Consider the following 20,478-nt stretch of genomic DNA (forward strand, 5'->3'; position numbering starts at 1 on the left):
TTTAAAATAAAAAAATGAAAAGTAATGCAGTGATTATCATGTCTTTCTTGGCATTTAGTGTAGGTTTTGCACAGCAAAAAAACACACTCAAAGACGTTTCGATATATACTACTGCCAAAAACCAAACTGAAAAGTTTGTACCCAGTAAAGGCAGTTTTCATAATTTCCCTCAACCGAAGGAAACAGATATTTGCGTTTTTGTAGACCCTGATTTTAAGTACCAAAAAATCACAGGAATTGGCGGAGCAATTACAGATGCTTCTGCAGAAACCTTTTATAAATTGCCTCAAGACAAGCAAAAAGAATTTTTAGAATCCTATTTTGTCAAAAATGGCTTACAGTATAACTTGATTAGAACCAGCATGAATTCTAGTGATTTCAGCAGTGGAAGTTATACCTATGTAGAAGAAAATGACAAGGCGCTCAAAACTTTTAATATCCAACATGATGAGCAATATAAAATCCCGATGATTAAGGAGGCTCAAAAAATGATTGGCAAAAATTTCAAATTTTATTTCAGTCCGTGGTCTCCACCAGCTTGGATGAAAGATAACAATAATATGTTGAGAGGCGGTAAACTTAAAAAAGAATACTATCAGCCTTGGGCAAATTATTACGTTAAATTCATCAAAGAATATGAGAAAAGAGGAATTCCAGTTTGGGGACTTTCTGTTCAAAACGAACCTATGGCTACTCAGACTTGGGAATCTTGTATCTATACCGCCGAAGAAGAAGCAGAATTTTTAGGAAAATATCTAGGGCCTACCCTTTGGAAAAACGGTTACAAAAATAAAGAAGTCATCATTTGGGACCATAATAGAGATTTATTATACCAAAGAGCTACCACTACATTAAGTGATCCTTTGGCGAATAAATACGCTACAGGAATAGGTTTCCACTGGTACGAAACATGGACGAAATCTCAACCACTTTTCGAAAATGTAGAAGAAACCGCAAAAGCCTTTCCTAATAAGTTTCTCATTTTCACAGAAGGTTGTGTAGAAAAATTTAAATTCGAGGAAATCTACGATTGGAGATTAGGCGAAATTTATGGTAAAAACATGATTAATGATTTTAACAACGGAATTTCTGCTTGGACAGATTGGAACATTCTCTTAGACGAAAAAGGAGGCCCAAATCATGTAGGCAATTTCTGTTTCGCACCGATTATCGCAGACACCAGAACCGGAGAATTACACTACACCGCAGAATATTATTACATAGGACATATTTCTAAATATGTACAAAAGAACGCAAGAAGACTAGGAACCGTTACCAATAGAGATTTTCTAATCTCTTCTTCATTTATGAATCCGAACGGACAAATGGTAGTAGTAGTGATGAATTCTTCTGACCAAGAAACCCAATACAATCTTTGGATAGAAGGTCAGTCAGTCAGCGTAAAATCACCCGCAAATTCTATACAAACTATAGTTATTTGATTCGTTTTTCAGACGAAGGCGCATCCTAGGATGCGCCTTTTTTATTTATTTTGTATTTTTATTGGCTCAAAATATTTTTCAGATGAAGAAAGAAGAAGTTTCTCAGTTCTATGACCAGTTCTCCGAAAGACAAATAAAAATAGGAGTTAATGAAAGATTGATTTTTTTGTTTAAACAACTTAAAAAATTAGGACTTACTAAAAAATCTAAAATTTTAGAACTGGGTTGTGGAGTGGGAGCTTTTACCTATTTACTTTCTAAAAAAGTAGAAAAAGGTTATATAGAAGCAGTAGATTTAAGCGAAAAAAGTATAGAAAACGCACAGAAAAATATCCAAAAAAATAACGTTCAACTTTTTGTAGGAGACGTGGTGCATTATCAGCCCCAAGAATCTGATTTTGATTTCATCACACTGTTAGATGTTATAGAGCATATTCCTGTAGAAGAGCATTTTAATTTGTTTAAAAACATCAGCACTTATATTTCAGAAAAATCTCTTTTACTCATCAATATTCCAAATCCAGAATACATTAAATATCTTCATCAGCATCAGCCAGAATCACTACAAGTGATAGACCAACCCATCGAATTGCCAACTTTAGTAGAAAATCTTGATAAAAATAATCTAGAGATGGTTTTCTTTCAGAAATATGCAATTTGGGAGCAAGAAGATTATCATCTTTTTGTAGTGAGAAAAAAAAGAGAATTTAAACTTCGTCATCTTGCTGATGAAAGAACATTAACCCAGAAAATCACTAAAAAACTTCGTCAGAAATTAGACTTCATAAAATTTTCTTAACAATCAGGATTACTCATCCACAAATTCAATTTTTTTAGAAATTAAACACTATTTTTGGAGTTTCAATTATAGAAATGTCAGATATTATTCAACTTTTACCAGATCATGTTGCCAATCAGATTGCTGCAGGAGAAGTAGTGCAGAGACCTGCTTCTATTGTTAAGGAATTGCTAGAAAATGCCATAGATGCTGGTGCTACTAAAATAGAACTGATTGTAGAAGAAGCAGGGAGAAATCTCATAAAAGTAGCAGATAACGGAAGCGGAATGTCTGAAACCGATGCTAGAATGGCGTTCGAAAGACACGCTACTTCTAAAATTAGAACTACAGAAGATATTTTTCATATCGCTACCAAAGGTTTTCGTGGTGAAGCATTGGCTTCTATTGCTGCGGTGGCTCAGGTAGAACTCAAAACCAAAAAACAAGACGCAGAAATAGGAACCGTCATCTACATAGAAGGCGGAGAATTACAATTTCAGGAACCTGCACAAACTACGGAAGGTGCTGTGTTTTCCGTGAAAAATCTGTTTTTTAATGTTCCAGCGCGTAGAAAATTTCTGAAATCTAACAATATAGAATTCAGACATATCATAGATGAATTCCAAAGAGTAGCTTTGGCTCACGAAAATTTAGAATTTTCACTCTATCATAATGATGAGGTGATTTTTAACCTTAGAAAAGGGAGCCAAATGCAGAGAATTGTAGATATTTTCGGTAGAAAATTGCATCCACTTTTGGTTCCTATCAAAGAAGATTTAGGTTGGGTAAAACTCAACGGTTTTGTAGGAAAACCAGAAGCGGCTAAAAAATCTAGAGGCGAACAGTTTTTCTTTGTCAATGGAAGATATTTTAGAAGTCCGTACTTAAACAGAGCGGTTCAGGAAGCTTTTGAAGGACTGTTGCAAAGCAATTACAGCCCGAGTTTTTTCTTGTATTTGGAACTTGACCCAGAAAAAATAGATGTCAACATACATCCGCAAAAAACAGAGGTAAAATTTGAAGATGAGAACCTTATTTTTGCATTGATTCGTTCTACGATTAAGAAATCTTTGGGAATTTATAATGTAGCACCAAGTCTAGATTTTGAGCGAAATGAACAAATGGATTCATTTTTTCCACCAAAAGTAGATGCTGCGAAAAGTTATAACGCTCCAGGAATTCATATCGATAGAAATTTTAATCCGTTTAAAGACCAAATTCCTTCTAAAATTAATGATACAGCGATGGTAAATCTTACCGAAATGTATCAACAAGAATCATCAGCTTTGCCATCTAAAATTAACCTTTTTGATGATGAAGACGAGGATTTAGAAGAAGATTTGCTCAGATTGCCAAATGGTTATTGGCTTTTTAATAAAGACCACAGAACGTTGATGCTCGATTTGGGAAGAATTCACCAAATTGTCTTAGCAGAAAACCGTAAAAATGTTTCTAAAAGTAAGAAAAGTCAAAGTTTGCTGTTTTCTTTAGAATATCATTTAAATGAAATTGAGAAAAATAAGTTTCGTTCGATAAAAAAATACTTGCCAGATTTAGGTTTCGATATTGTTTTGGCACAAGATAATGTACTGAGAATAAATGCAGTACCCGAAGATGTGAAAGAATCTCAAGTGATTAAATTTTTAGAAAATCTCTTCGAAATTTTAGAATATAAAACCGAAGAAGAATTTTTAGAAAATTATGATAGTCAGTGGATTAGAACCAATGCGAAATCTAAGTTTGATTTTCTGTATAAAGCTGAAGTGGAACAAATTTTGAAGGATTTCATTAAGTTAGGTTTCCCAGAGTTTACACCAAACGGAAACAGGACCTATGTAGAAGTGCCTACAGAAGAATTGAAAAATAAATTTTAACACACCAAAACAATATGTTTCAAAATATAACACCCATCACCAAAAATATTATCATCCTGAATGTGATTGTTTTCATTCTAGCGATGCTTATTCCGCAATCTTATCATTATTTAGCGGCTTTTTTCCCAACATCTCCTTATTTTAAATCTTGGCAAATCATCACACACATGTTTATGCACGGAGGTTTTATGCATATTGCTTTTAATATGTTGACTTTCGCGAGTTTCGGACCAGTTTTAGAGCGATTTTTAGGAGAAAAGAAATTTGTTATTTTATATTTTCTTTCTGGTTTAGGTGCTTTCGTTTTGTTTAATCTTTGGGAATATTATCAGTTATACCAAGATGCTCAACCGCTTATTGTAGAAGGTTTACAGTTTTCGGATATTTTAAAGGGTGATTTTGAAAAATTTCCAGTAAGATTAGAAGGAAATGCACAGAATATCGTAAACATACTTTCTACACCGATGGTTGGAGCTTCTGGAGCTATTTTCGGAGTAATTGCTGCATTTTCTTTGCTCTATCCAAATGCGGAAATGTTCATTATGTTTATTCCGTTTCCGATTAAAGCAAAGGTTTTATTTCCTATTACTATTATAGTTTCTCTATATCTAGGTTTTTCTGGAAGTGGAGGAAATATTGCACATTTCGCACATATCGGTGGCGCTTTAGTAGGCTATATTTTAGTGAAAGTTTGGGGTAGAAACAGATATAGAATTAATTAATCAGTGGGGATTTTTAGAAGTATTTTTACCGTTGCTCATGTAGTAATTGTGTTGCTTTTAGGAGCAACCATGCTTAATGCTTATATCCCTCCAAAAGTATTTCCTTTACTCAATTTATTATCATTGGCATTTCCTTTTTTAATGATTGCCAATCTATTACTCTGCGTTTTCTGGATTTTTTCTTGGCGTAAAAGAGCCTTTGTTTTTTTGCTGATTTCCACATTATTTTTAACTCCAGTAAGAAGATGGATTAATTATTCTGAGCCAAAGAGTGAGAAGGCAGATTTTAAAGTTCTTACCTTTAATAATAAGTATAATGATTATGGTTTAGAAGAAGTAAAAAATTATATTAAATCTTTTAATGCTGATGTAATATTTTTACAAGAATCAGGTTATTCAGGGTTAGGAAATTCTGATTTTGAGGAAATGAAATATTCACTTCATAATAGAAGAATTAGTTTTTTTTCTAAATATCAAATTGTAGAACAAGACACCATTCCACTAATAGATAAAGGGAAATCTGTATATGCAGATGTAATAATAAAAGGAAAAAGAATACGCTTCATAAATGTTTATTTAGAGCCATTTCAGTTGCATAAATCTATGGTAAAGCCTACCGAAGATTTTGAGGAGAACGGAACAAAAGCCAAAAGTCTCGTGCGTAGATTTATGCCAATTTTCAAAAAACACGAAGAGCAAGTACAAATTTTGAAAAGTTTTATAGAGAAATCTCCTTATCCTGTTATTTTGGCTGGTGATTTTAACTCGGTTCCTAATTCGTATGAGTATTACACTATTTCGGGAGTTTTGAAAGACTGTTTTTTAGAATCTGGGAAAGGATTTGGAACAAGTTTCCATGACTATAAAATTCCTATCAGAATAGATTATGTATTTTCTTCGGAGAATTTAAAATCTACCTATTACCAAGTTGACCGAAGTCAAAAACTGTCAGACCATTACCCCGTTTTAGTGAAATTTAGTTTAAAGGATTAAAGCATGAAGAAATTAACCTTTTTATTAACCAGTTTTATGTTACTTTCTTGTTGGAAAAACAACAAAGAAGAAGAGCAATTTTATGCAGAAGACAATTCTCCTATTGATACTACTTTGGTAGATTCTGTAGTGGGGCAAACTTCTTTTTCTGCAATTAATTCGGCAATTGAAGATGCTAAAAAAGCGCCTGTTTTAAAACAAGATACCACTAAAAGTCCCGAACAGAAATTGGCAGAGGAAAAGAAAAAAATAGAACAAAAAAAGAAATCAGAGCTAGAGAAAAAATTGGCTGAACAAAACGCTGCTAAAAATGCGGAAAAAGAAAAAGCTCAGCAAGAAAAAAAAGTAAATGAATTAGTTACTCCAGAATAAGAATAGTAATTCTCTAAAATTTCAAGTTCTTTAAAAAAACAAAAAGTCTCAATTTCATGAGACTTTTTTTGATGTGATGTGAAAATTAACCCTAAAATTTATTTTAGATATATGATTTTGTTGAAGGTGTTTTCGCCTTTTTCTACACTGATTACATACGCATCAGCATTTTCTGGGTTTAAATCAAATTGTACAACCAATTCGCCATTATTTGGAGTTAAGGTTTGGTTATAATAAACCGTATTCGTGAAATCTTGAACAGAAACTGTTACTCCATCAGTTAATTTAGGCATCACTAATTTTACATGATTGCCTTCAATAGTGTATTCTGGTTTGAAAATTTCAGAAACTGGTGTCTTCTCAATTGAAGCATTAGTTTCGTCAATAGTAATTTTATATTTTTCGATTTTAGAATCAGATTCCGCTACTAAATAATACGTTCCAGCAGGAAAGTTTTTCAAGTCATACGTTCTAGAAACCTCATCTTGTTTTCTTACTTTTTCAGCAAAAAGTTCTCCTTGCTTGTCATTGTAAACATATAGCGCTACATTTTTTGCATTCGTCATCTGAAAGCTTAGTTTTTTAGCATTGATGTTGTCAATAGAGATAGAGAAATCTTTGTCATTGGCCATTACATTTGCCGAAATAAATAGAAATCCTATAAGGAAGCTGAATTTTAATAAATTTTTCATAATTATAATTGTTAGTGTGTTAGTCAATTAAGTACAGTGCAAATCTAGACTTGAATTTTGGGTTATTTTACAAGATAATTTTCTTATATGTGTTCTATTTTAACATTAATACAAAATTAACATTCACTTAAAGATAAAATAGTATATTTGTAAATCGAAATAGAACAAAATGAAGCAGACAAGTCCTACATATGAAGCAGTTAACCCCAATATTGGCAGTAGTTTTTCTTGTTTCAAATTCCTTCAAAATGAAAATTTAAAATCTAATTTTTGGCACTACCACCCAGAAATAGAATTGGTTTTTGTAGGTGGAGGTTCAGGAAAAAGACAAATAGGAAGCACCATTTCTTATTTTACTAAAGGAGATTTGGTTTTAATAGGCAGTAATTTACCGCATTGCGGTTTAACCAATGAAAATACCAGAAATGAGTATGAAATTGTAGTTCAGTTTTTGCCTGATTTTTTAGGAGCTCACATCTGGAAAACTCCTGAAATGAAGAAAATCACGAATTTATTAGATGCTTCAAAAGGTGGAATTGTGTTTGGTGAATCGGTTAAAAAGTCTTTAGAAAGTAAAATTTTAGAAATGTATGAGGCAACTTCACTGGACAAGTTGATTAAATTTTTAGAAATTTTAAATGTTCTTGCCAATACCGAAGATTTCAAAATTCTAAATGCTGGAAATTTCTATATTCAAACTCAAGTGGAAGATAATGAGAGAATTAACCTCATTTTCAATCACGTGAAAAATAAATTTAAAGAGCAGATTACTTTAGAAGAAGTGGCCAATCTCGCCAATATGACGGAGCCTTCTTTTTGCAGGTATTTTAAAAAAATTACCAATAAAACGTTTACACAATTCGTAAATGAATATCGCATCATTCACTCTATGAAATTGTTGGCAGAGAAACCATTGAGTATTAATGAGATATGTTACGAAAGCGGATTTAATAATTTCAGTTATTTCAATAAAACTTTTAAAGAATATACGCAGAAAAGTCCTTCTCAATATCGAAAAGAGTTTAAAAATATTATTGAATAAAACTTTTAAAAGCTATAAAAAACTCCCGAAAATCATTTTCGGGAGTTTTTATTTATATCAAATTATATTTGAAATTTTTAAAATTTACATCAGCATTCTTTGAGCCTTTTTTACCCCTTCTACTAAAGCATCTACTTCTTCTAAAGTGTTATACACCGCAAAACTCGCTCTCACCGTTCCTGCAATCTTGAAAAATTCCATAATAGGCTGAGTACAATGATGCCCCGTTCTTACAGCAATTCCCAGTTTATCCAGAATCATTCCTACATCCGAAGCAATTCCTATTCCTTCTAAATTAAAAGAAACTACGCTGGTTCTATTCGCTTTTTCACCGTAAATTTTGAGACCATCTATTTCTAGAAGTCTTTTTTGGGCATAATTTAGCAGTTCATTTTCATGATTTCTGATATTTTCTACGCCTACTTTTTTCATAAAATCTATGGCGGCTCCTATTGCAATATTTCCGCCAACATTTGGTGTTCCCGCTTCGAATTTAAAGGGAAGTGCAGCATAAGTGGTTTTCTCAAAACTACAAGTAGCAATCATCTCACCACCGCCATGAAAAGGCGCTAATTTTTCTAAAATTTCTTCCTTTCCGTAGAGAATTCCAACTCCCATTGGTGCGTACATTTTGTGACCAGAAAATGCAAAAAAATCACAGTCTAATTTCTGAACATCAATCTCGAAATGTGGTACAGATTGCGCTCCGTCAATCATCATGAGTGCAGAAGAATTTTTTCTCACTTTTGTGATGATCTCTTCAATAGGATTGATGATTCCTAATGCGTTAGAAACATGATTTACAGATACGATTTTTGTTTTTTCTGAAAGGTTTTTGTCTAAAAAATCGAGTTGAAGGATTCCGTTTTCGTTCATCGGAATTACTTTCAATTTTGCTCCCGTTCTTTCGCAAAGCATTTGCCAAGGAACAATATTGGAGTGATGTTCTAAATAACCGATGATGATTTCGTCATCTTTTTTTAAGAAATTAGAATTTCCCAAAGCATAAGCAACCAAGTTGATGCTTTCGGTGGTTCCTCTGGTGAAAATCACCTCATAATCATGCTTTGCATTAATGAAATGTTGTACTTTTTTTCTGGAATTTTCCATTTCTTCTGTTGCCAATTGAGACAAAGTGTGAATTCCTCTGTGTACATTGGCATTGATTTCTTCGTAATATCTTTTCCATGTTTCAAGTACAGAAACTGGCTTTTGAGAAGAAGCTGCATTGTCTAAATAAACCAATGGTTTACCATTAACTTCCTGCTGAAGAATAGGAAACTGATTGCGTATTTCTTTTATATTAAACATTGTAAATTTTCTTTAAACCGCAAAAGCAACAAATTTTTTATTTTTAAGTTTTTACAAAAGAAGAAAAAGCGAATTGAATTTCACTTTTTTTACTTTTGAATTGCTTGTTTTCAATATTTTCTTTTGTCTCTTTTGTGGTAAATCATTTAAGTAAAAAATAAAACCACTCTAAAACTTGTTTAGAATGGTTCAAAATTACGGAATTAATTATTAAAAATTCTAATAATTTCTTCTATTGCTTTAATTGGCAAACGTTTTCACAGCATTTTCGGCTAAAAACGCAGCTTGTACAGAACGGCCTTTATCGTCTTTGGCTTCATTGTTAAACTTGCCAGTTCTCACCACGACCATATTTTTTTCAGGAATTACAATGATTAATTGGCTGGTAAATCCCCAGAAATGATAATATTTATAAGGCGCGTCATTATTAATCCAAATTCCCAAACCATAGATTCCGCCAGAATTTTTAGTTGGCGTAATCATTTTTTGAATGTAGCTAGAATCAATCAGTTGTTTTCCGTTCCAATTTCCTTTTTGGAGCATCAATTGTCCTAATTTTGCATAATCACGAGGAATAGCATTGATACAACAGAACGTTTTTTCCATTTTATTGTCTTCATCTATATTCCAATAAGCGTCTGATTCCATTCCCAGAGGTTTCCAAAGTTTTTGAGAAGCATACGCAGAAAGCGGAATATTTACAGCCTTTCTAATCGCAAATCCCAATAATTGTGTAGCACCCGATTGATATTCGAATCTGCTTCCAGGTTTTGCCTCAAATTGAGGAGATTTTAAGAGTGCTTCTGCCATGTTTTTACCGTAATAAATTCTAGGATTTTGTAAAAACGGATTTCTGTAATCTTCATCCCAATAATAGCCAGCTTCCATTGCGGCTAAATCTCTTAAGGTTAACTCGTTACCGTGTTCTACTTCGTTAAAATTAGGATAAAAATCTGCAAATTTTTGATTTTCTGATTGTATTTTGTGGTCTTCTATTGCCAATCCCATCAATAAAACGGTGATGGCTTTTGCAATAGAAAAAGAATTGGTTTGCGTGGTAGGTTTGTACTCTCCGAAGTATTCTTCATGGACTAATTTTCCATCTTTTATGACCAAAAATGAAGCAGAATTGGTAGATTTTAAATTATCAACGATGTTTTTCGGTAAAGAAATTTTATTGTATAAAGAATCTTTTTGCCAAGGTTGTGCAACTCCTTTTTCTATATTTCTAGACGGGAAATCTACACCATCATCTATGGTAGCACTGGTTTCTCCTTTGAGATATGTAAGTGCGATAGCATTAAAAAGATGTTGATAATTAAAAGCATAAGCCAGCGCAATAACTGCTGCTATAAAAAGTAGAATTCCAAAAAAGAGGTTCTTTAGCGTTTTCATAAATCATTTTTTTCAAATTTAAAAAATATTTCGAAGCAAAATTATTTTCACCATAAATATGATAAAACTCAGTGATATAAATCATTTTGGGCGTTATACTGAAAATAATATCTTAGCCACCATAACAAACAAAAAAAATAACAATGAGAAAATTACTATTTTTAGCTGGGTTATTATTTACCGTAAGCTTAAGTGCCCAAAATTGGCAAGTTAGATTAAGAGGTGTAGCTGTTCAGCCAAACGAAAAATCTGAAGTAAGCGCAATTGGAGGAGATGTTAATATTTCTAATTCATTTATTCCAGAATTGGATTTCACTTATTTCTTTAACAAAAACTTTGCTGCGGAATTAATCTTAGGAACTACAAAACACGATGTAGTAGATGAAAAATCTGCTCTAGGAGATGTAGACTTAGGAAGTGTTTGGTTATTGCCTCCAACTCTTACTTTACAGTATCATTTTTATCCAACTAAAACTTTAAAACCTTATCTTGGTGCTGGTCTTAATTATACTATTTTTTATAGTGTAGATGAAGGTTCTGTTGTAAAAGGATTAGATTATGACAATGCTGTAGGTTTTGCTCTACAAGGCGGTTTAGACTATATGTTAAACGATAAATATTTTCTAAACTTTGACATTAAAAAACTATTTTTAAAAACAGATGTTAATGTAGATGCTACTAATCTTGCATCTGGTTTAAAAATTCCAGCAGAAGTAAACATCGATCCTCTTTTAATTGGCTTTGGTGTAGGAATGAAATTCTAATATTTCGCTATAAACTAAATTATGAAAAAATCCCGAAGAATTTTCTTCGGGATTTTTGATAATTATCAATCCTTAAAGGTTTTTAAAACCTTTAAGGATTCTATATTTTAGAAAGCAAAGTTCTAAAGTTCACTTTTTCATCAATAATTCTTCTTAAATCTTCTACTTTCACACGCTCTTGTTTCATGGTGTCTCTTTCTCTTAAAGTTACCGTTCCATCTGCTAAAGAATCGTGGTCAACAGTAATACAGAAAGGTGTTCCGATAGCATCTTGTCTTCTGTAACGTTTACCAATGCTGTCTTTTTCTTCAGAAATTACATTGAAATCATATTTTAAATCATTGAAGATTTTTTCTGCAAATTCTGGCAATCCATCTTTTTTCACCAAAGGCAAAATCGCTGCTTTTACAGGTGCTAAAGCTGGCGGAAGTGATAAAACTGTTCTTTCTGAACCATCTTCTAAAACTTCATCTTTCAGACAATTAGAGAATAAAGCCAAGAACATTCTGTCTAAACCAATAGAAGTTTCTACTACGTAAGGAACATAGCTTTCATTTCTTTCTGGGTCGAAATATTGTAGTTTTCTACCAGAATGTTGCTCGTGTGCAGATAAATCGAAGTCAGTTCTTGAGTGAATTCCTTCTAATTCTTTAAAACCAAATGGGAATTTAAATTCAATATCAGCAGCAGCATTCGCATAGTGCGCCAGTTTTTCGTGGTCATGGAATTTATAATTTTCTTGTCCTAAACCAAGTGCAAGATGCCAGTTCAGACGTTTTTGTTTCCATTCTTCGTAGAATTTCAATTCTGTTCCTGGTGGAACGAAAAATTGCATTTCCATTTGTTCAAACTCTCTCATTCTGAAGATAAATTGTCTTGCAACAATCTCATTTCTAAATGCTTTACCAATCTGTGCAATCCCGAAAGGTAATTTATGACGAGAAGTTTTTTGTACGTTTAAGAAATTTACAAAAATTCCTTGAGCGGTTTCCGGACGAAGATATAAATCCATTGCATTTTCCGCAGAAGCTCCTAATTTAGTCCCGAACATAAGGTTGAATTGTCTTACATCCGTCCAGTTTTTAGAACCCGTGTCAGGATCAGCAATTTCTAATTCTTCAATGAGTGCTTTTACATCTGTTAAATCATTGTTTTCCAGAGATTTTGCCATTCTTGCAAGAATGGTTTTTTGTTTTTCTCTGTATTCTAAAACTCTAGGATTGGTAGCCTCAAACTGTGCTTTATCAAAAGCATCACCAAATCTTTTTGCCGCTTTTTCGATTTCTTTTTGCGCTTTATCTTCTAGTTTTGCACAGTAATCTTCAATTAAAACATCTGCACGAAAACGCTTTTTAGAATCTTTATTGTCAATCAATGGGTCGTTAAAAGCATCCACGTGTCCAGAAGCCTTCCAAGTAGTTGGGTGCATCAGGATTGCAGAATCCAATCCCACAATATTCTCGTTCAGTTGCACCATTGCTTTCCACCAATATTGCTTGATGTTATTTTTCAGTTCTGCACCATTTTGTCCATAATCGTAAACCGCCGAAAGTCCGTCATAAATTTCAGAACTCGGGAAAATAAAACCATATTCTTTTGCGTGAGAAACTACCTTCTTGAAAACGTCTTCTTGTTTTGCCATAACTTTTGAATTGAATTGCAAAAATAGGGAATTTATAGCAATTTTCTACATTTTTAAGGAGCAAGACATTTCGTAAATTTATAGAAACACAGTCCTGCTTTCCGTTGCAATTCCTCGTTCCATTACTTAACCCAAAGCTTACTGCGGGATTCCACTGCAATCAGAGCTAAAAACACCTTTCAGTTTTTCATTCACTGAAAAATCTGCAAAATCAGCGAGAACTGTCTTCATCATAAATTTTCAAAAATCTTTGCACACTTTGCGACATTGCGTGAAAAAAACTTTAAAATATTTCTTCCACTAAAATCTGCATCATCTGCAAAATCAGCGAGAACTTTCTTCATCATAAACTTTCAAAAACCTTCGCGTACTTAGCGAAATACTTAGCGACTTTGCGTGAAAACAAAATACAAACACAACTCTTAAAATCAGCGTTCTATACAAAAGAAAAAAAACACTAAATTTGTAAAACCTTTTTTCAAAAATGTACAAATCATTTCTTCGTCCGATTTTTTTCAAATTTGATCCTGAAAAAGTCCATCATTTTACCTTTTTTATCCTTAAAAACTTAGGTTTTTTAACCAAATTATTTTTCCCAAAACCCATTGAAGACAAACGTCTCGAACGAGAATTATTCGGCTTGAAATTCAAAAATCCAGTAGGTTTAGCTGCTGGTTTTGACAAAAATGCAGTGCTGTTTAATGAATTAGCAGATTTAGGATTCGGATTTGTAGAAATAGGAACCGTAACACCAAAAGCACAATCTGGTAATCCGAAAAAACGTCTTTTCAGATTGATAGAAGACGGCGGAATTATCAACAGAATGGGTTTTAACAATGAAGGTTTAGCAAAAATTGTAGAAAATCTTAAAAAATCTCCTCACAAAGTAATCATTGGCGGAAATATTGGTAAAAACACAAACACTTTACCCGAAAATTACACCGCAGATTATGTAGAATGTTTCCGAGGTTTGCACGATTTTGTAGATTATTTTGTACTGAATGTGAGTTGCCCAAATGTTTCTAGTCACGCCAAGTTAGAAGACGCAGATTATTTAAAGGAACTGATTACAGAAATTCAGAAAGTGAATGCTGAATATGCTCATCCAAAACCTGTTCTTCTGAAAATCGCTCCAGATCTCAATAAAATTCAGCTAGATGAAATTGTAGAATTGGTAGCAGAAACCAAAATTGATGGCGTAATTGCAACCAACACTTCTATTTCAAGAGAAAATTTAAAAACCTCAAAAGAAACTTTAGAAAAAATAGGAAATGGCGGACTTTCAGGGAAACCTATTCGCGAAAAAAGTACAGAAGTCATCAGATATTTGGCTGAAAAGTCTAACAAATCTTTCCCAATCATTGGAGTTGGCGGAATTCACAGTGCTGAAGATGCTTTAGAGAAATTAGAAGCAGGCGCAAGTTTGGTGCAAATTTACACGGGTTTTATTTATGAAGGAGCAGAGTTGATTAATAAAATTAATGAGAAAATTTTACAGTCCGAAGTTTGAAGTCCGAAGTCCGAAGTTTTTTCGCGCCGTCTTTGCGAGTAATTAAGTATAACGAACTGATGAAACAATCTTTTTCTTAAATTTGAAAAAAACTATAAAAATGATTTCAGAATTAAGCATTAATGAATTTCATAGAACGTTAAATGAAATGACTGTTGAAGGAACGCCTTCTTATAAAGGAAGTTTTTTTGCTTTTTTCACCATAAATTTTTCTAACAAACCTTTTTACGGATATGTTTCTAAAAGTGAATTTGCAATTAGCAAGAATTCAAATATTAAATTAGTCCCTTTTACAATTCGCGGAAATTATAAAAAAAACGGAGATAAAACAGAAGTTGATTATGAAATCCAACCCATTAAATTTGGAAATTATTGGATTAAATTTATGCCAATTTCAGTGCTTTTAATTTCTATTTTTTTGTTTTTGCTAAACATTAACAATAAAGATTTTGTAAATTCTCAATTAATTATTTTTATTTTATTTACATTGTTTTTTTCAATCTTTGCAAATGTAGATTTGTATTTAAAGAAAAAAAACTTTGAAAAGTTATTCTTGAAAACCTTGAAAATCAATAACATTTAATTTTTTCTCACAATCATTTAATCTTCGGACTTCTGTCTCCCAACTTCTAAATCAACTGCGCAATACTGTAAATCAACAAACCAACCAATCCACCAACCAAAGTCCCGTTAATTCTAATAAATTGTAAGTCTTTCCCAACTTCTAATTCTAGTTTTTCGGAGAGTTCTTTTCCTTGCCAGTTTCCTACAGTATCTGCAATTAAATCCCCAAATTTATTGGTGTTTCGCAAGATGTATTTATAAGCAGTAACTCTTACCCAATGGTCAATTTTATGCTGTAGTTTTTCGTCAGTTCTTAGGTTTTCCGAAAATTCTGCAATGTTTTTGTGGAGATAATTTTTGAGCGAAGAATGTTCTTGTATCAATTCTTCCGTCAATATTTTTTTCAAAGAAACCCAAATATCATGGGAATATTGATGAATTTTTTCTGGTTGCAGAAAATCATCTTTTATCGCATTGAGTTCTTGTTCGTATTGAGGATTGATTTTGATTTCATAAGAAAAATCAAATAATTTTTGGGTGATTTCTTTTCTCAAAGCGTGGTTTGGGTCTTGCTCTACTTCTTCAAAATATTTAGAAAGTCCAGAAGTGATTTTCTCTGCAATTTTATCATCTACAAAACTCGGAATAAGAGAAAAACTCTCTTTTTTCACACGTTCTCTCACCATTTCGTGGTGTTCCAGAATATAGTTTTTGATTTGTGCAGAAAGACTGGTAATGAGTTTTTGGTGGTCATTTTTTTCGAGAAGATATTCCATTCCATTTCCTAGAATTTGGTTGATTTTAAAATCTCCCGTCATTTCTTTTGCTTTTTTGCTGATGAAATTTACCACAGCGTCATCTTCTAATTTTTGAAGAATATCTAACACAATTTCTGATAAATTTTTCACCAAAATATTCGAATTTTTCTTTTTTTGAAGCCATTCTCCAATGAAATGAGAAATCTTCAAATTCTGTATGTAAGGTCTTATATTTTGCGGCGAAAGAAAATTATTAACCACGAAATTTCCCAGATTATCACCGATTCTCTCCTTGGATTGTTCAATTAAATTGGTGTGCGGAATTTTTAAACCAAGTGGATGATGAAAAAGTGCTGTCACCGCGAACCAATCTGCTAAAGCTCCTACCATCGCTGCTTCAGAAAAGGCTTTCACATAACCTACCCAATGTCCGAAATTTTGATATTTCTGAAGATAAGTCATCGTCAAAAAAATACAAGTCATCAAAACAAAAAGTCCTGTTGCGAGCATTTTATGATTTCTGAGTTGGCGTTTTTTTATTTCTTCATTCATCTCAATAATGATTATCGAAATTTTTTATAAAGATACGAATCCTAAAAATTGTTTTCTTTCTATTTTTACCAAACTTTATTATAAAATTAAAATAACAACAAGCCAAGAGTTTAATTTAATGAACTTAATTTCTTAATGTTAAAATTTTACCATTAAGAATACGTTAAGGTGTTAAGGAAATTAAGTTTTCCGAAAATCAAAGATTTTCTTATGAATAAAATTTTAAAAATATTATTTTGCTTGTTATTTCTGCAAAGTTGTTCACAAACACAAAAACCAAAATCAATGGAAAATCAAAGCGTTAAAAACCCATATTATTCTAGAACAGATAAAACGAAACTGAATGTTTCTAATGAAGAATGGAAAAAAATTCTTCCTACGGATTTATATTATGTAGCGAGAGAAGCAGATACAGAGCGTCCTTTTACAGGCAAGTACAATGATTTCGATGAAATAGGAGAATATTATTGTGCAGTTTGCGGAAATCATTTATTCAGAAGTTCTTCTAAGTTTGCATCAACTTGTGGATGGCCAAGTTTCTTCGAAGCAGATAAAGAAGGCGTTTCTTACAAGAGAGATTCATCTCATGGAATGGAAAGAATAGAAGTGCTTTGCAAGCGTTGTGATTCGCATCTTGGTCATGTTTTTAATGACGGTCCAGAACCTACAGGAATGCGCTATTGTATGAACTCTGTGAGTTTAGATTTTCAAAGAGATTCTGAGAAAAAATAGAATTTCTATAATTTTAGTTTCTTTATATTATGTTAAATAGAGTTAAATAAAAGTTAATTAATTTTAATTTAATTTGTTGGTTTATAGTGTTTTGTATTTTTGCCCGACTAAAAATACCAAAACCAAAATCGATGAAGAAATTACTATTACTACTCACGGCAATTTTGATGATTGCCACGTCATTTTATAAAAAAACAAACGCAGAAGCTCATTCTAAAAAACCGGTGCCGACCAAAGCTGAAAAGAATTCTGTTGCTTTAACAGAATTCAGCGAAGCTGAAACTTTATACCATGCTATAGAATTCAATAACTCCAATAAACTTGAATTAGATGTTTTTGAAAAAGCAATTTTAGGTTTCAATAATTTAAAAAAAGCTGGGAAAATAGATGAAGACAGTCATCTTTTAACTGTTTGTGACTTTTCGCTTTCATCAACTCAAAAAAGACTTTGGGTAATTGATTTAAATGAAAAAAAAATATTGTTTAACTCTTTGGTAGCCCACGGAAAAAACACGGGTGAAGAATTTGCCAGAAAATTTTCGAATACAGAAAGTTCATTGCAAAGTAGCCTTGGTTTTTACGTTACAGAATCTACTTATAACGGAAGTAATGGGTTTTCACTAAAGCTTCACGGAATGGATAAAGGCTTTAATGACCGAGCTTTACAACGTGCAATAGTGATGCATGGAGCAGATTATGTGAGCGAAGATTTTATAAAATCTCAGCGTAGAATTGGTAGAAGTTGGGGTTGTCCAGCTGTTCCTACAGCGCTAGCAAAACCAATTATCAATACGATTAAAGATAAAAACGTAATATTTATTTATTATCCAGACGAAAATTATCTTTCATCTTCAGTGTGGCTAAATGCTTAGTAATTGATATAAAAGAAAAAGGATTTCAAAATTTTGAAATCCTTTTTTATTTGTTTAAAAATTTACATCAAATCCTACATAAAAATTGGCAGGCATAATGGGCGCATAAACCATTCCTCCGTCAAAATAATTTCCGAAAGGATTTTGTGCATCTACAATCGGATTTTTTTGTCGAGTTCCAGTCAGGTTTTCCCCACCGAAATACGCTCTGATGTTTTTATTGAAATTGTGAGCAATCTGTGCATTCCAAGTCATGTAAGCATCAGAAAATTCTGGCAACTGTAAATTCGTTGGATTAGAAGCTGTATTCGGAATTCTCTGTTTTCCCACGTATTGAACGGTTGTATCAAAGGTCCAAAAAGCATCTTTTCCTTCTTTTTTAGTGCTATAAGCTGCGTTGAAAAACCCTCTGTTTTTAGCCATGAAAGGAATTTCTTTTCTTCCGTCAGCAAAATCTGCTTGTACATCATAGTACTTATACGCTACTCTGAAATCTAGATTTTTTGCTACGCTAAAGTCTAATTGCGTTTGCAGTGAATTGGCAAATGATTTTCCATCCAAATTATAGAAAACGATTTTCTGTGGATTTTCTAAATCTACTAAAACTTGATTTTGGAAATCTGTTCTAAAGAAATCTGTAATCCAACTTGCTTTTTTGCCAAAAAGTTTGAAATCTTGTTGTAGGCTTGCTCCATAATTCCAAGCGATTTCTGGTTTTAGACCGTATATTTTCCCTCCGTTTTGTGAAATTTCTACACTTCTGTTTGATGCAAAAAACTGTTGGTTTTCTGCAAAAATATTGGCCGTTCTAAAGCCTTTTCCAGCAGAAAGTCTCAAAATGGTTTTTGGCGAAAAGTCATATTTGAAATTAATTCTCGGCGTGAATTGTGTTCCCGCTAAATTGTGAAAATCTACACGCGAACCCGCTACTAAAGTGTATTTAAGTCCCGTTAAAGTATATTCGAAAAACAATCCAGGAACGGTTTCTGTTCTTTGGAAATTTTGAGCTAAATAATCTTCGTTATAGTCATCATATAAAAAACTTGCTCCTGTTTTATATTTATGATTGGTATTTCCAAAAATTGACTCAAAAATCAAGTTAGAATAATAGGTTTTCTGTTCTCCAAAATAATTTCTAAGACCAAAAAAGCTATTTTGTTTATGATAAGTAAATTGGTTCATCAAACCGATGCTTTGGTAAGGTTTTCCTTTGAAAATGTAACCTGTTTTGTTCCAAACCTGAAAACGATTGATGTCAATATTCACTCCATATTTGTTCTGTGAAATTTGCGGAAGTTTGTCATCAAAACCAACTTGTCCTGCAATTCTTTTGTCTACCAAATATTGAATTCCAAAATGTGAACCAAAGCCATAGTTTTCTAAATCATTGTAATCCAATAAATAAGCTGCATTAATTTGGTTTCCTTTTGGTCTGTCAAGAAAGGTGTCATTGTTATCATCCATTTCGCCCACGGTTGCATTTCCGTGCAATAAAATAGATTGTCCCCATTTTCCATTCAATTTAGAAGTAGAAACAATGTTCGCTTCGTATCTTCCGTTAAAATCAGCAAAAAGATTTACAGAATTTTCTGGTTCTTTATTGAATTTTACAAATTCTGTATTGATTTGTCCTGTAATGCTTTCGTAGCCATTGACTACGGTACTTCCTCCCTTTGTTAATTGAATCCCTGAAATCCAACGACCGGGAATGAAATTCAAACCATAAGCTGAAGCTAATCCTCTAATTTCGGGCAAAAGTTCTTTGGTTAAAGCGGTGTATTTTTGATCTAAACCGAGCATTTTCAACTGTTTGGTTCCAGTAACAGCGTTCGAAAAAGAAACATCTACTGTTGCATTGGTTTCGAAACTTTCAGAAAGATTACAACACGCTGCTTTCAATAATTCTTTTGAATTAATATTGAAAACCAAACCCGCTTCTTTTTTATTGAGTGCAGTTGCTTCTTGATATTTGGTAAGTTTTACACCTTCTATAGTTTTCTCTTTTTCCGTGTGATGAGAATGATCTTCGGAATGACTTTCAGAAGATTCTGCGTGTTCAGAATTTTTAGCAGCGATAGCCTCTTCAAAACTCGCGGCTCTATCATAATGACAACATTCTGGTAAAGCGGTATAAGTATTTTCGTCTGTTTTATACTTTTCGTTATCATGGCCTACATCTGCAATATTTTTCAGAAGTTTATCCAAAGAAGTTTTAGAAATATCAAATTCTACTTCTAAGGTTTGGGTTTCTGCGGTCCAAGTTGCAGTTTTAGCACCAGATTTTAGCGCTGTTTTTTCTATTCTGTCTTTGCACATTCCACATTCGCCTTTTACTAAAGCTTTTTCTTTGGTGATTTGTGAAAAGGTAATTTGGAATACGAATAAAAGGAGTAAAGTCAGAAGACTTTTCTGTATGTTTTTCATTTTTAATAAGTTAAATAAATTTTGTTGAAATAATTTTTC

18 protein-coding genes are annotated in these 20,478 nt (G+C 32.6%); 12 read left to right on the forward strand and 6 right to left on the reverse strand.

From position 1 onward, the window contains the following. Positions 1–14: 14 nt before the first annotated feature. The 6 genes from QO190_RS01390 to QO190_RS01415 all read left to right on the forward strand — a co-directional run bounded on the left by QO190_RS01390 (position 15) and on the right by QO190_RS01415 (position 6,181). Positions 15–1,442: a glycoside hydrolase family 30 beta sandwich domain-containing protein gene (locus QO190_RS01390; protein WP_371460929.1), complete on the forward strand. Its 1,428-nt coding sequence runs from the start codon at positions 15–17 to the stop codon at positions 1,440–1,442. 82 nt (positions 1,443–1,524) lie between these two features. Continuing rightward, complete coding sequence (locus tag QO190_RS01395; RefSeq protein ID WP_371460930.1) at positions 1,525–2,241, forward strand: class I SAM-dependent methyltransferase; 717 nt, start codon at positions 1,525–1,527, stop codon at positions 2,239–2,241. A 74-nt stretch (positions 2,242–2,315) separates the two neighbouring features. Next, positions 2,316–4,094 (forward strand): DNA mismatch repair endonuclease MutL, encoded by a 1,779-nt coding sequence (gene mutL / locus QO190_RS01400; protein WP_371460931.1) that lies wholly within the window; start codon positions 2,316–2,318, stop codon positions 4,092–4,094. Positions 4,095–4,108: 14 nt separating this feature from the next. Beyond that, complete coding sequence (locus tag QO190_RS01405; RefSeq protein ID WP_371460932.1) at positions 4,109–4,816, forward strand: rhomboid family intramembrane serine protease; 708 nt, start codon at positions 4,109–4,111, stop codon at positions 4,814–4,816. Between the two features lie 3 nt (positions 4,817–4,819). Next, positions 4,820–5,809, forward strand: coding sequence for an endonuclease/exonuclease/phosphatase family protein (locus QO190_RS01410; protein WP_371460933.1), 990 nt, complete (start codon positions 4,820–4,822; stop codon positions 5,807–5,809). A 3-nt stretch (positions 5,810–5,812) separates the two neighbouring features. Beyond that, positions 5,813–6,181, forward strand: coding sequence for a hypothetical protein (locus QO190_RS01415; protein ID WP_371460934.1), 369 nt, complete (start codon positions 5,813–5,815; stop codon positions 6,179–6,181). A 98-nt stretch (positions 6,182–6,279) separates the two neighbouring features. On the opposite strand, the gene QO190_RS01420 is transcribed toward QO190_RS01415, so the two are convergent. Further along, complete coding sequence (locus QO190_RS01420) at positions 6,280–6,873, reverse strand: hypothetical protein (protein ID WP_371460935.1); 594 nt, start codon at positions 6,871–6,873, stop codon at positions 6,280–6,282. Between the two features lie 169 nt (positions 6,874–7,042). Here QO190_RS01420 and QO190_RS01425 point away from each other — a divergent pair, with 169 nt between their 5' ends. Then, complete coding sequence (locus tag QO190_RS01425; RefSeq protein WP_069799721.1) at positions 7,043–7,915, forward strand: AraC family transcriptional regulator; 873 nt, start codon at positions 7,043–7,045, stop codon at positions 7,913–7,915. Between the two features lie 84 nt (positions 7,916–7,999). Here the strand turns inward: QO190_RS01425 and QO190_RS01430 are convergent, their stop codons facing one another. Next, the gene (locus QO190_RS01430) at positions 8,000–9,226 is read right to left on the reverse strand and encodes an aminotransferase class V-fold PLP-dependent enzyme (RefSeq protein ID WP_371460937.1); all 1,227 of its coding nucleotides are present in this window, start codon (positions 9,224–9,226) and stop codon (positions 8,000–8,002) included. A 240-nt stretch (positions 9,227–9,466) separates the two neighbouring features. Next, positions 9,467–10,621, reverse strand: a complete 1,155-nt coding sequence (locus QO190_RS01435; RefSeq protein WP_371460939.1) for a serine hydrolase domain-containing protein — start codon at positions 10,619–10,621, stop codon at positions 9,467–9,469. 143 nt (positions 10,622–10,764) lie between these two features. Here QO190_RS01435 and QO190_RS01440 point away from each other — a divergent pair, with 143 nt between their 5' ends. Further along, positions 10,765–11,385, forward strand: coding sequence for an OmpW family protein (locus QO190_RS01440; protein WP_371460940.1), 621 nt, complete (start codon positions 10,765–10,767; stop codon positions 11,383–11,385). A 100-nt stretch (positions 11,386–11,485) separates the two neighbouring features. Here QO190_RS01440 and QO190_RS01445 read toward each other — a convergent pair whose 3' ends face one another. Continuing rightward, complete coding sequence (locus tag QO190_RS01445) at positions 11,486–13,027, reverse strand: glycine--tRNA ligase (RefSeq protein ID WP_371460941.1); 1,542 nt, start codon at positions 13,025–13,027, stop codon at positions 11,486–11,488. 484 nt (positions 13,028–13,511) lie between these two features. Between QO190_RS01445 and QO190_RS01450 the strand changes: the two genes are divergently transcribed. Together QO190_RS01450 and QO190_RS01455 are read left to right on the forward strand one after the other, a co-directional pair. Beyond that, on the forward strand, positions 13,512–14,537 hold the full coding sequence (locus tag QO190_RS01450; RefSeq protein WP_371460943.1) for a quinone-dependent dihydroorotate dehydrogenase: 1,026 nt from the start codon (positions 13,512–13,514) through the stop codon (positions 14,535–14,537). A gap of 100 nt (positions 14,538–14,637) precedes the next feature. Continuing rightward, positions 14,638–15,120: a hypothetical protein gene (locus tag QO190_RS01455; RefSeq protein WP_371460944.1), complete on the forward strand. Its 483-nt coding sequence runs from the start codon at positions 14,638–14,640 to the stop codon at positions 15,118–15,120. A gap of 46 nt (positions 15,121–15,166) precedes the next feature. Here QO190_RS01455 and QO190_RS01460 read toward each other — a convergent pair whose 3' ends face one another. Then, positions 15,167–16,411: a DUF445 domain-containing protein gene (locus QO190_RS01460; protein ID WP_371460945.1), complete on the reverse strand. Its 1,245-nt coding sequence runs from the start codon at positions 16,409–16,411 to the stop codon at positions 15,167–15,169. Between the two features lie 285 nt (positions 16,412–16,696). Here QO190_RS01460 and msrB point away from each other — a divergent pair, with 285 nt between their 5' ends. Beyond that, complete coding sequence (msrB, locus tag QO190_RS01465) at positions 16,697–17,143, forward strand: peptide-methionine (R)-S-oxide reductase MsrB (RefSeq protein ID WP_371460947.1); 447 nt, start codon at positions 16,697–16,699, stop codon at positions 17,141–17,143. 131 nt (positions 17,144–17,274) lie between these two features. Next, positions 17,275–18,015, forward strand: a complete 741-nt coding sequence (locus tag QO190_RS01470) for a murein L,D-transpeptidase catalytic domain family protein (RefSeq protein ID WP_371460948.1) — start codon at positions 17,275–17,277, stop codon at positions 18,013–18,015. Positions 18,016–18,069: 54 nt separating this feature from the next. Here the strand turns inward: QO190_RS01470 and QO190_RS01475 are convergent, their stop codons facing one another. Beyond that, on the reverse strand, positions 18,070–20,439 hold the full coding sequence (locus QO190_RS01475; protein WP_371460949.1) for a TonB-dependent receptor domain-containing protein: 2,370 nt from the start codon (positions 20,437–20,439) through the stop codon (positions 18,070–18,072). Between the last annotated feature and the right edge of the window lie 39 nt (positions 20,440–20,478).

This window comes from Cloacibacterium sp. Arc13 (assembly GCF_041431305.1).
Classification (GTDB): domain Bacteria; phylum Bacteroidota; class Bacteroidia; order Flavobacteriales; family Weeksellaceae; genus Cloacibacterium; species Cloacibacterium caeni_B.

Bases quoted from the DNA above. Each gene is read 5' to 3' on its own strand.
- QO190_RS01450 (WP_371460943.1), top strand. From the start codon at position 13,512: ATGTACAAATCATTTCTTCGTCCGATTTTTTTCAAATTTGATCCTGAA.
- QO190_RS01435 (WP_371460939.1), bottom strand. From the start codon at position 10,621: ATGAAAACGCTAAAGAACCTCTTTTTTGGAATTCTACTTTTTATAGCA.
- QO190_RS01440 (WP_371460940.1), top strand. From the start codon at position 10,765: ATGAGAAAATTACTATTTTTAGCTGGGTTATTATTTACCGTAAGCTTA.
- QO190_RS01470 (WP_371460948.1), top strand. From the start codon at position 17,275: ATGAAGAAATTACTATTACTACTCACGGCAATTTTGATGATTGCCACG.
- QO190_RS01420 (WP_371460935.1), bottom strand. From the start codon at position 6,873: ATGAAAAATTTATTAAAATTCAGCTTCCTTATAGGATTTCTATTTATT.
- mutL (WP_371460931.1), top strand. From the start codon at position 2,316: ATGTCAGATATTATTCAACTTTTACCAGATCATGTTGCCAATCAGATT.
- QO190_RS01475 (WP_371460949.1), bottom strand. From the start codon at position 20,439: ATGAAAAACATACAGAAAAGTCTTCTGACTTTACTCCTTTTATTCGTA.
- msrB (WP_371460947.1), top strand. From the start codon at position 16,697: ATGGAAAATCAAAGCGTTAAAAACCCATATTATTCTAGAACAGATAAA.
- QO190_RS01455 (WP_371460944.1), top strand. From the start codon at position 14,638: ATGATTTCAGAATTAAGCATTAATGAATTTCATAGAACGTTAAATGAA.
- QO190_RS01415 (WP_371460934.1), top strand. From the start codon at position 5,813: ATGAAGAAATTAACCTTTTTATTAACCAGTTTTATGTTACTTTCTTGT.
- QO190_RS01460 (WP_371460945.1), bottom strand. From the start codon at position 16,411: ATGAATGAAGAAATAAAAAAACGCCAACTCAGAAATCATAAAATGCTC.
- QO190_RS01395 (WP_371460930.1), top strand. From the start codon at position 1,525: ATGAAGAAAGAAGAAGTTTCTCAGTTCTATGACCAGTTCTCCGAAAGA.
- QO190_RS01405 (WP_371460932.1), top strand. From the start codon at position 4,109: ATGTTTCAAAATATAACACCCATCACCAAAAATATTATCATCCTGAAT.
- QO190_RS01445 (WP_371460941.1), bottom strand. From the start codon at position 13,027: ATGGCAAAACAAGAAGACGTTTTCAAGAAGGTAGTTTCTCACGCAAAA.
- QO190_RS01430 (WP_371460937.1), bottom strand. From the start codon at position 9,226: ATGTTTAATATAAAAGAAATACGCAATCAGTTTCCTATTCTTCAGCAG.
- QO190_RS01390 (WP_371460929.1), top strand. From the start codon at position 15: ATGAAAAGTAATGCAGTGATTATCATGTCTTTCTTGGCATTTAGTGTA.
- QO190_RS01425 (WP_069799721.1), top strand. From the start codon at position 7,043: ATGAAGCAGACAAGTCCTACATATGAAGCAGTTAACCCCAATATTGGC.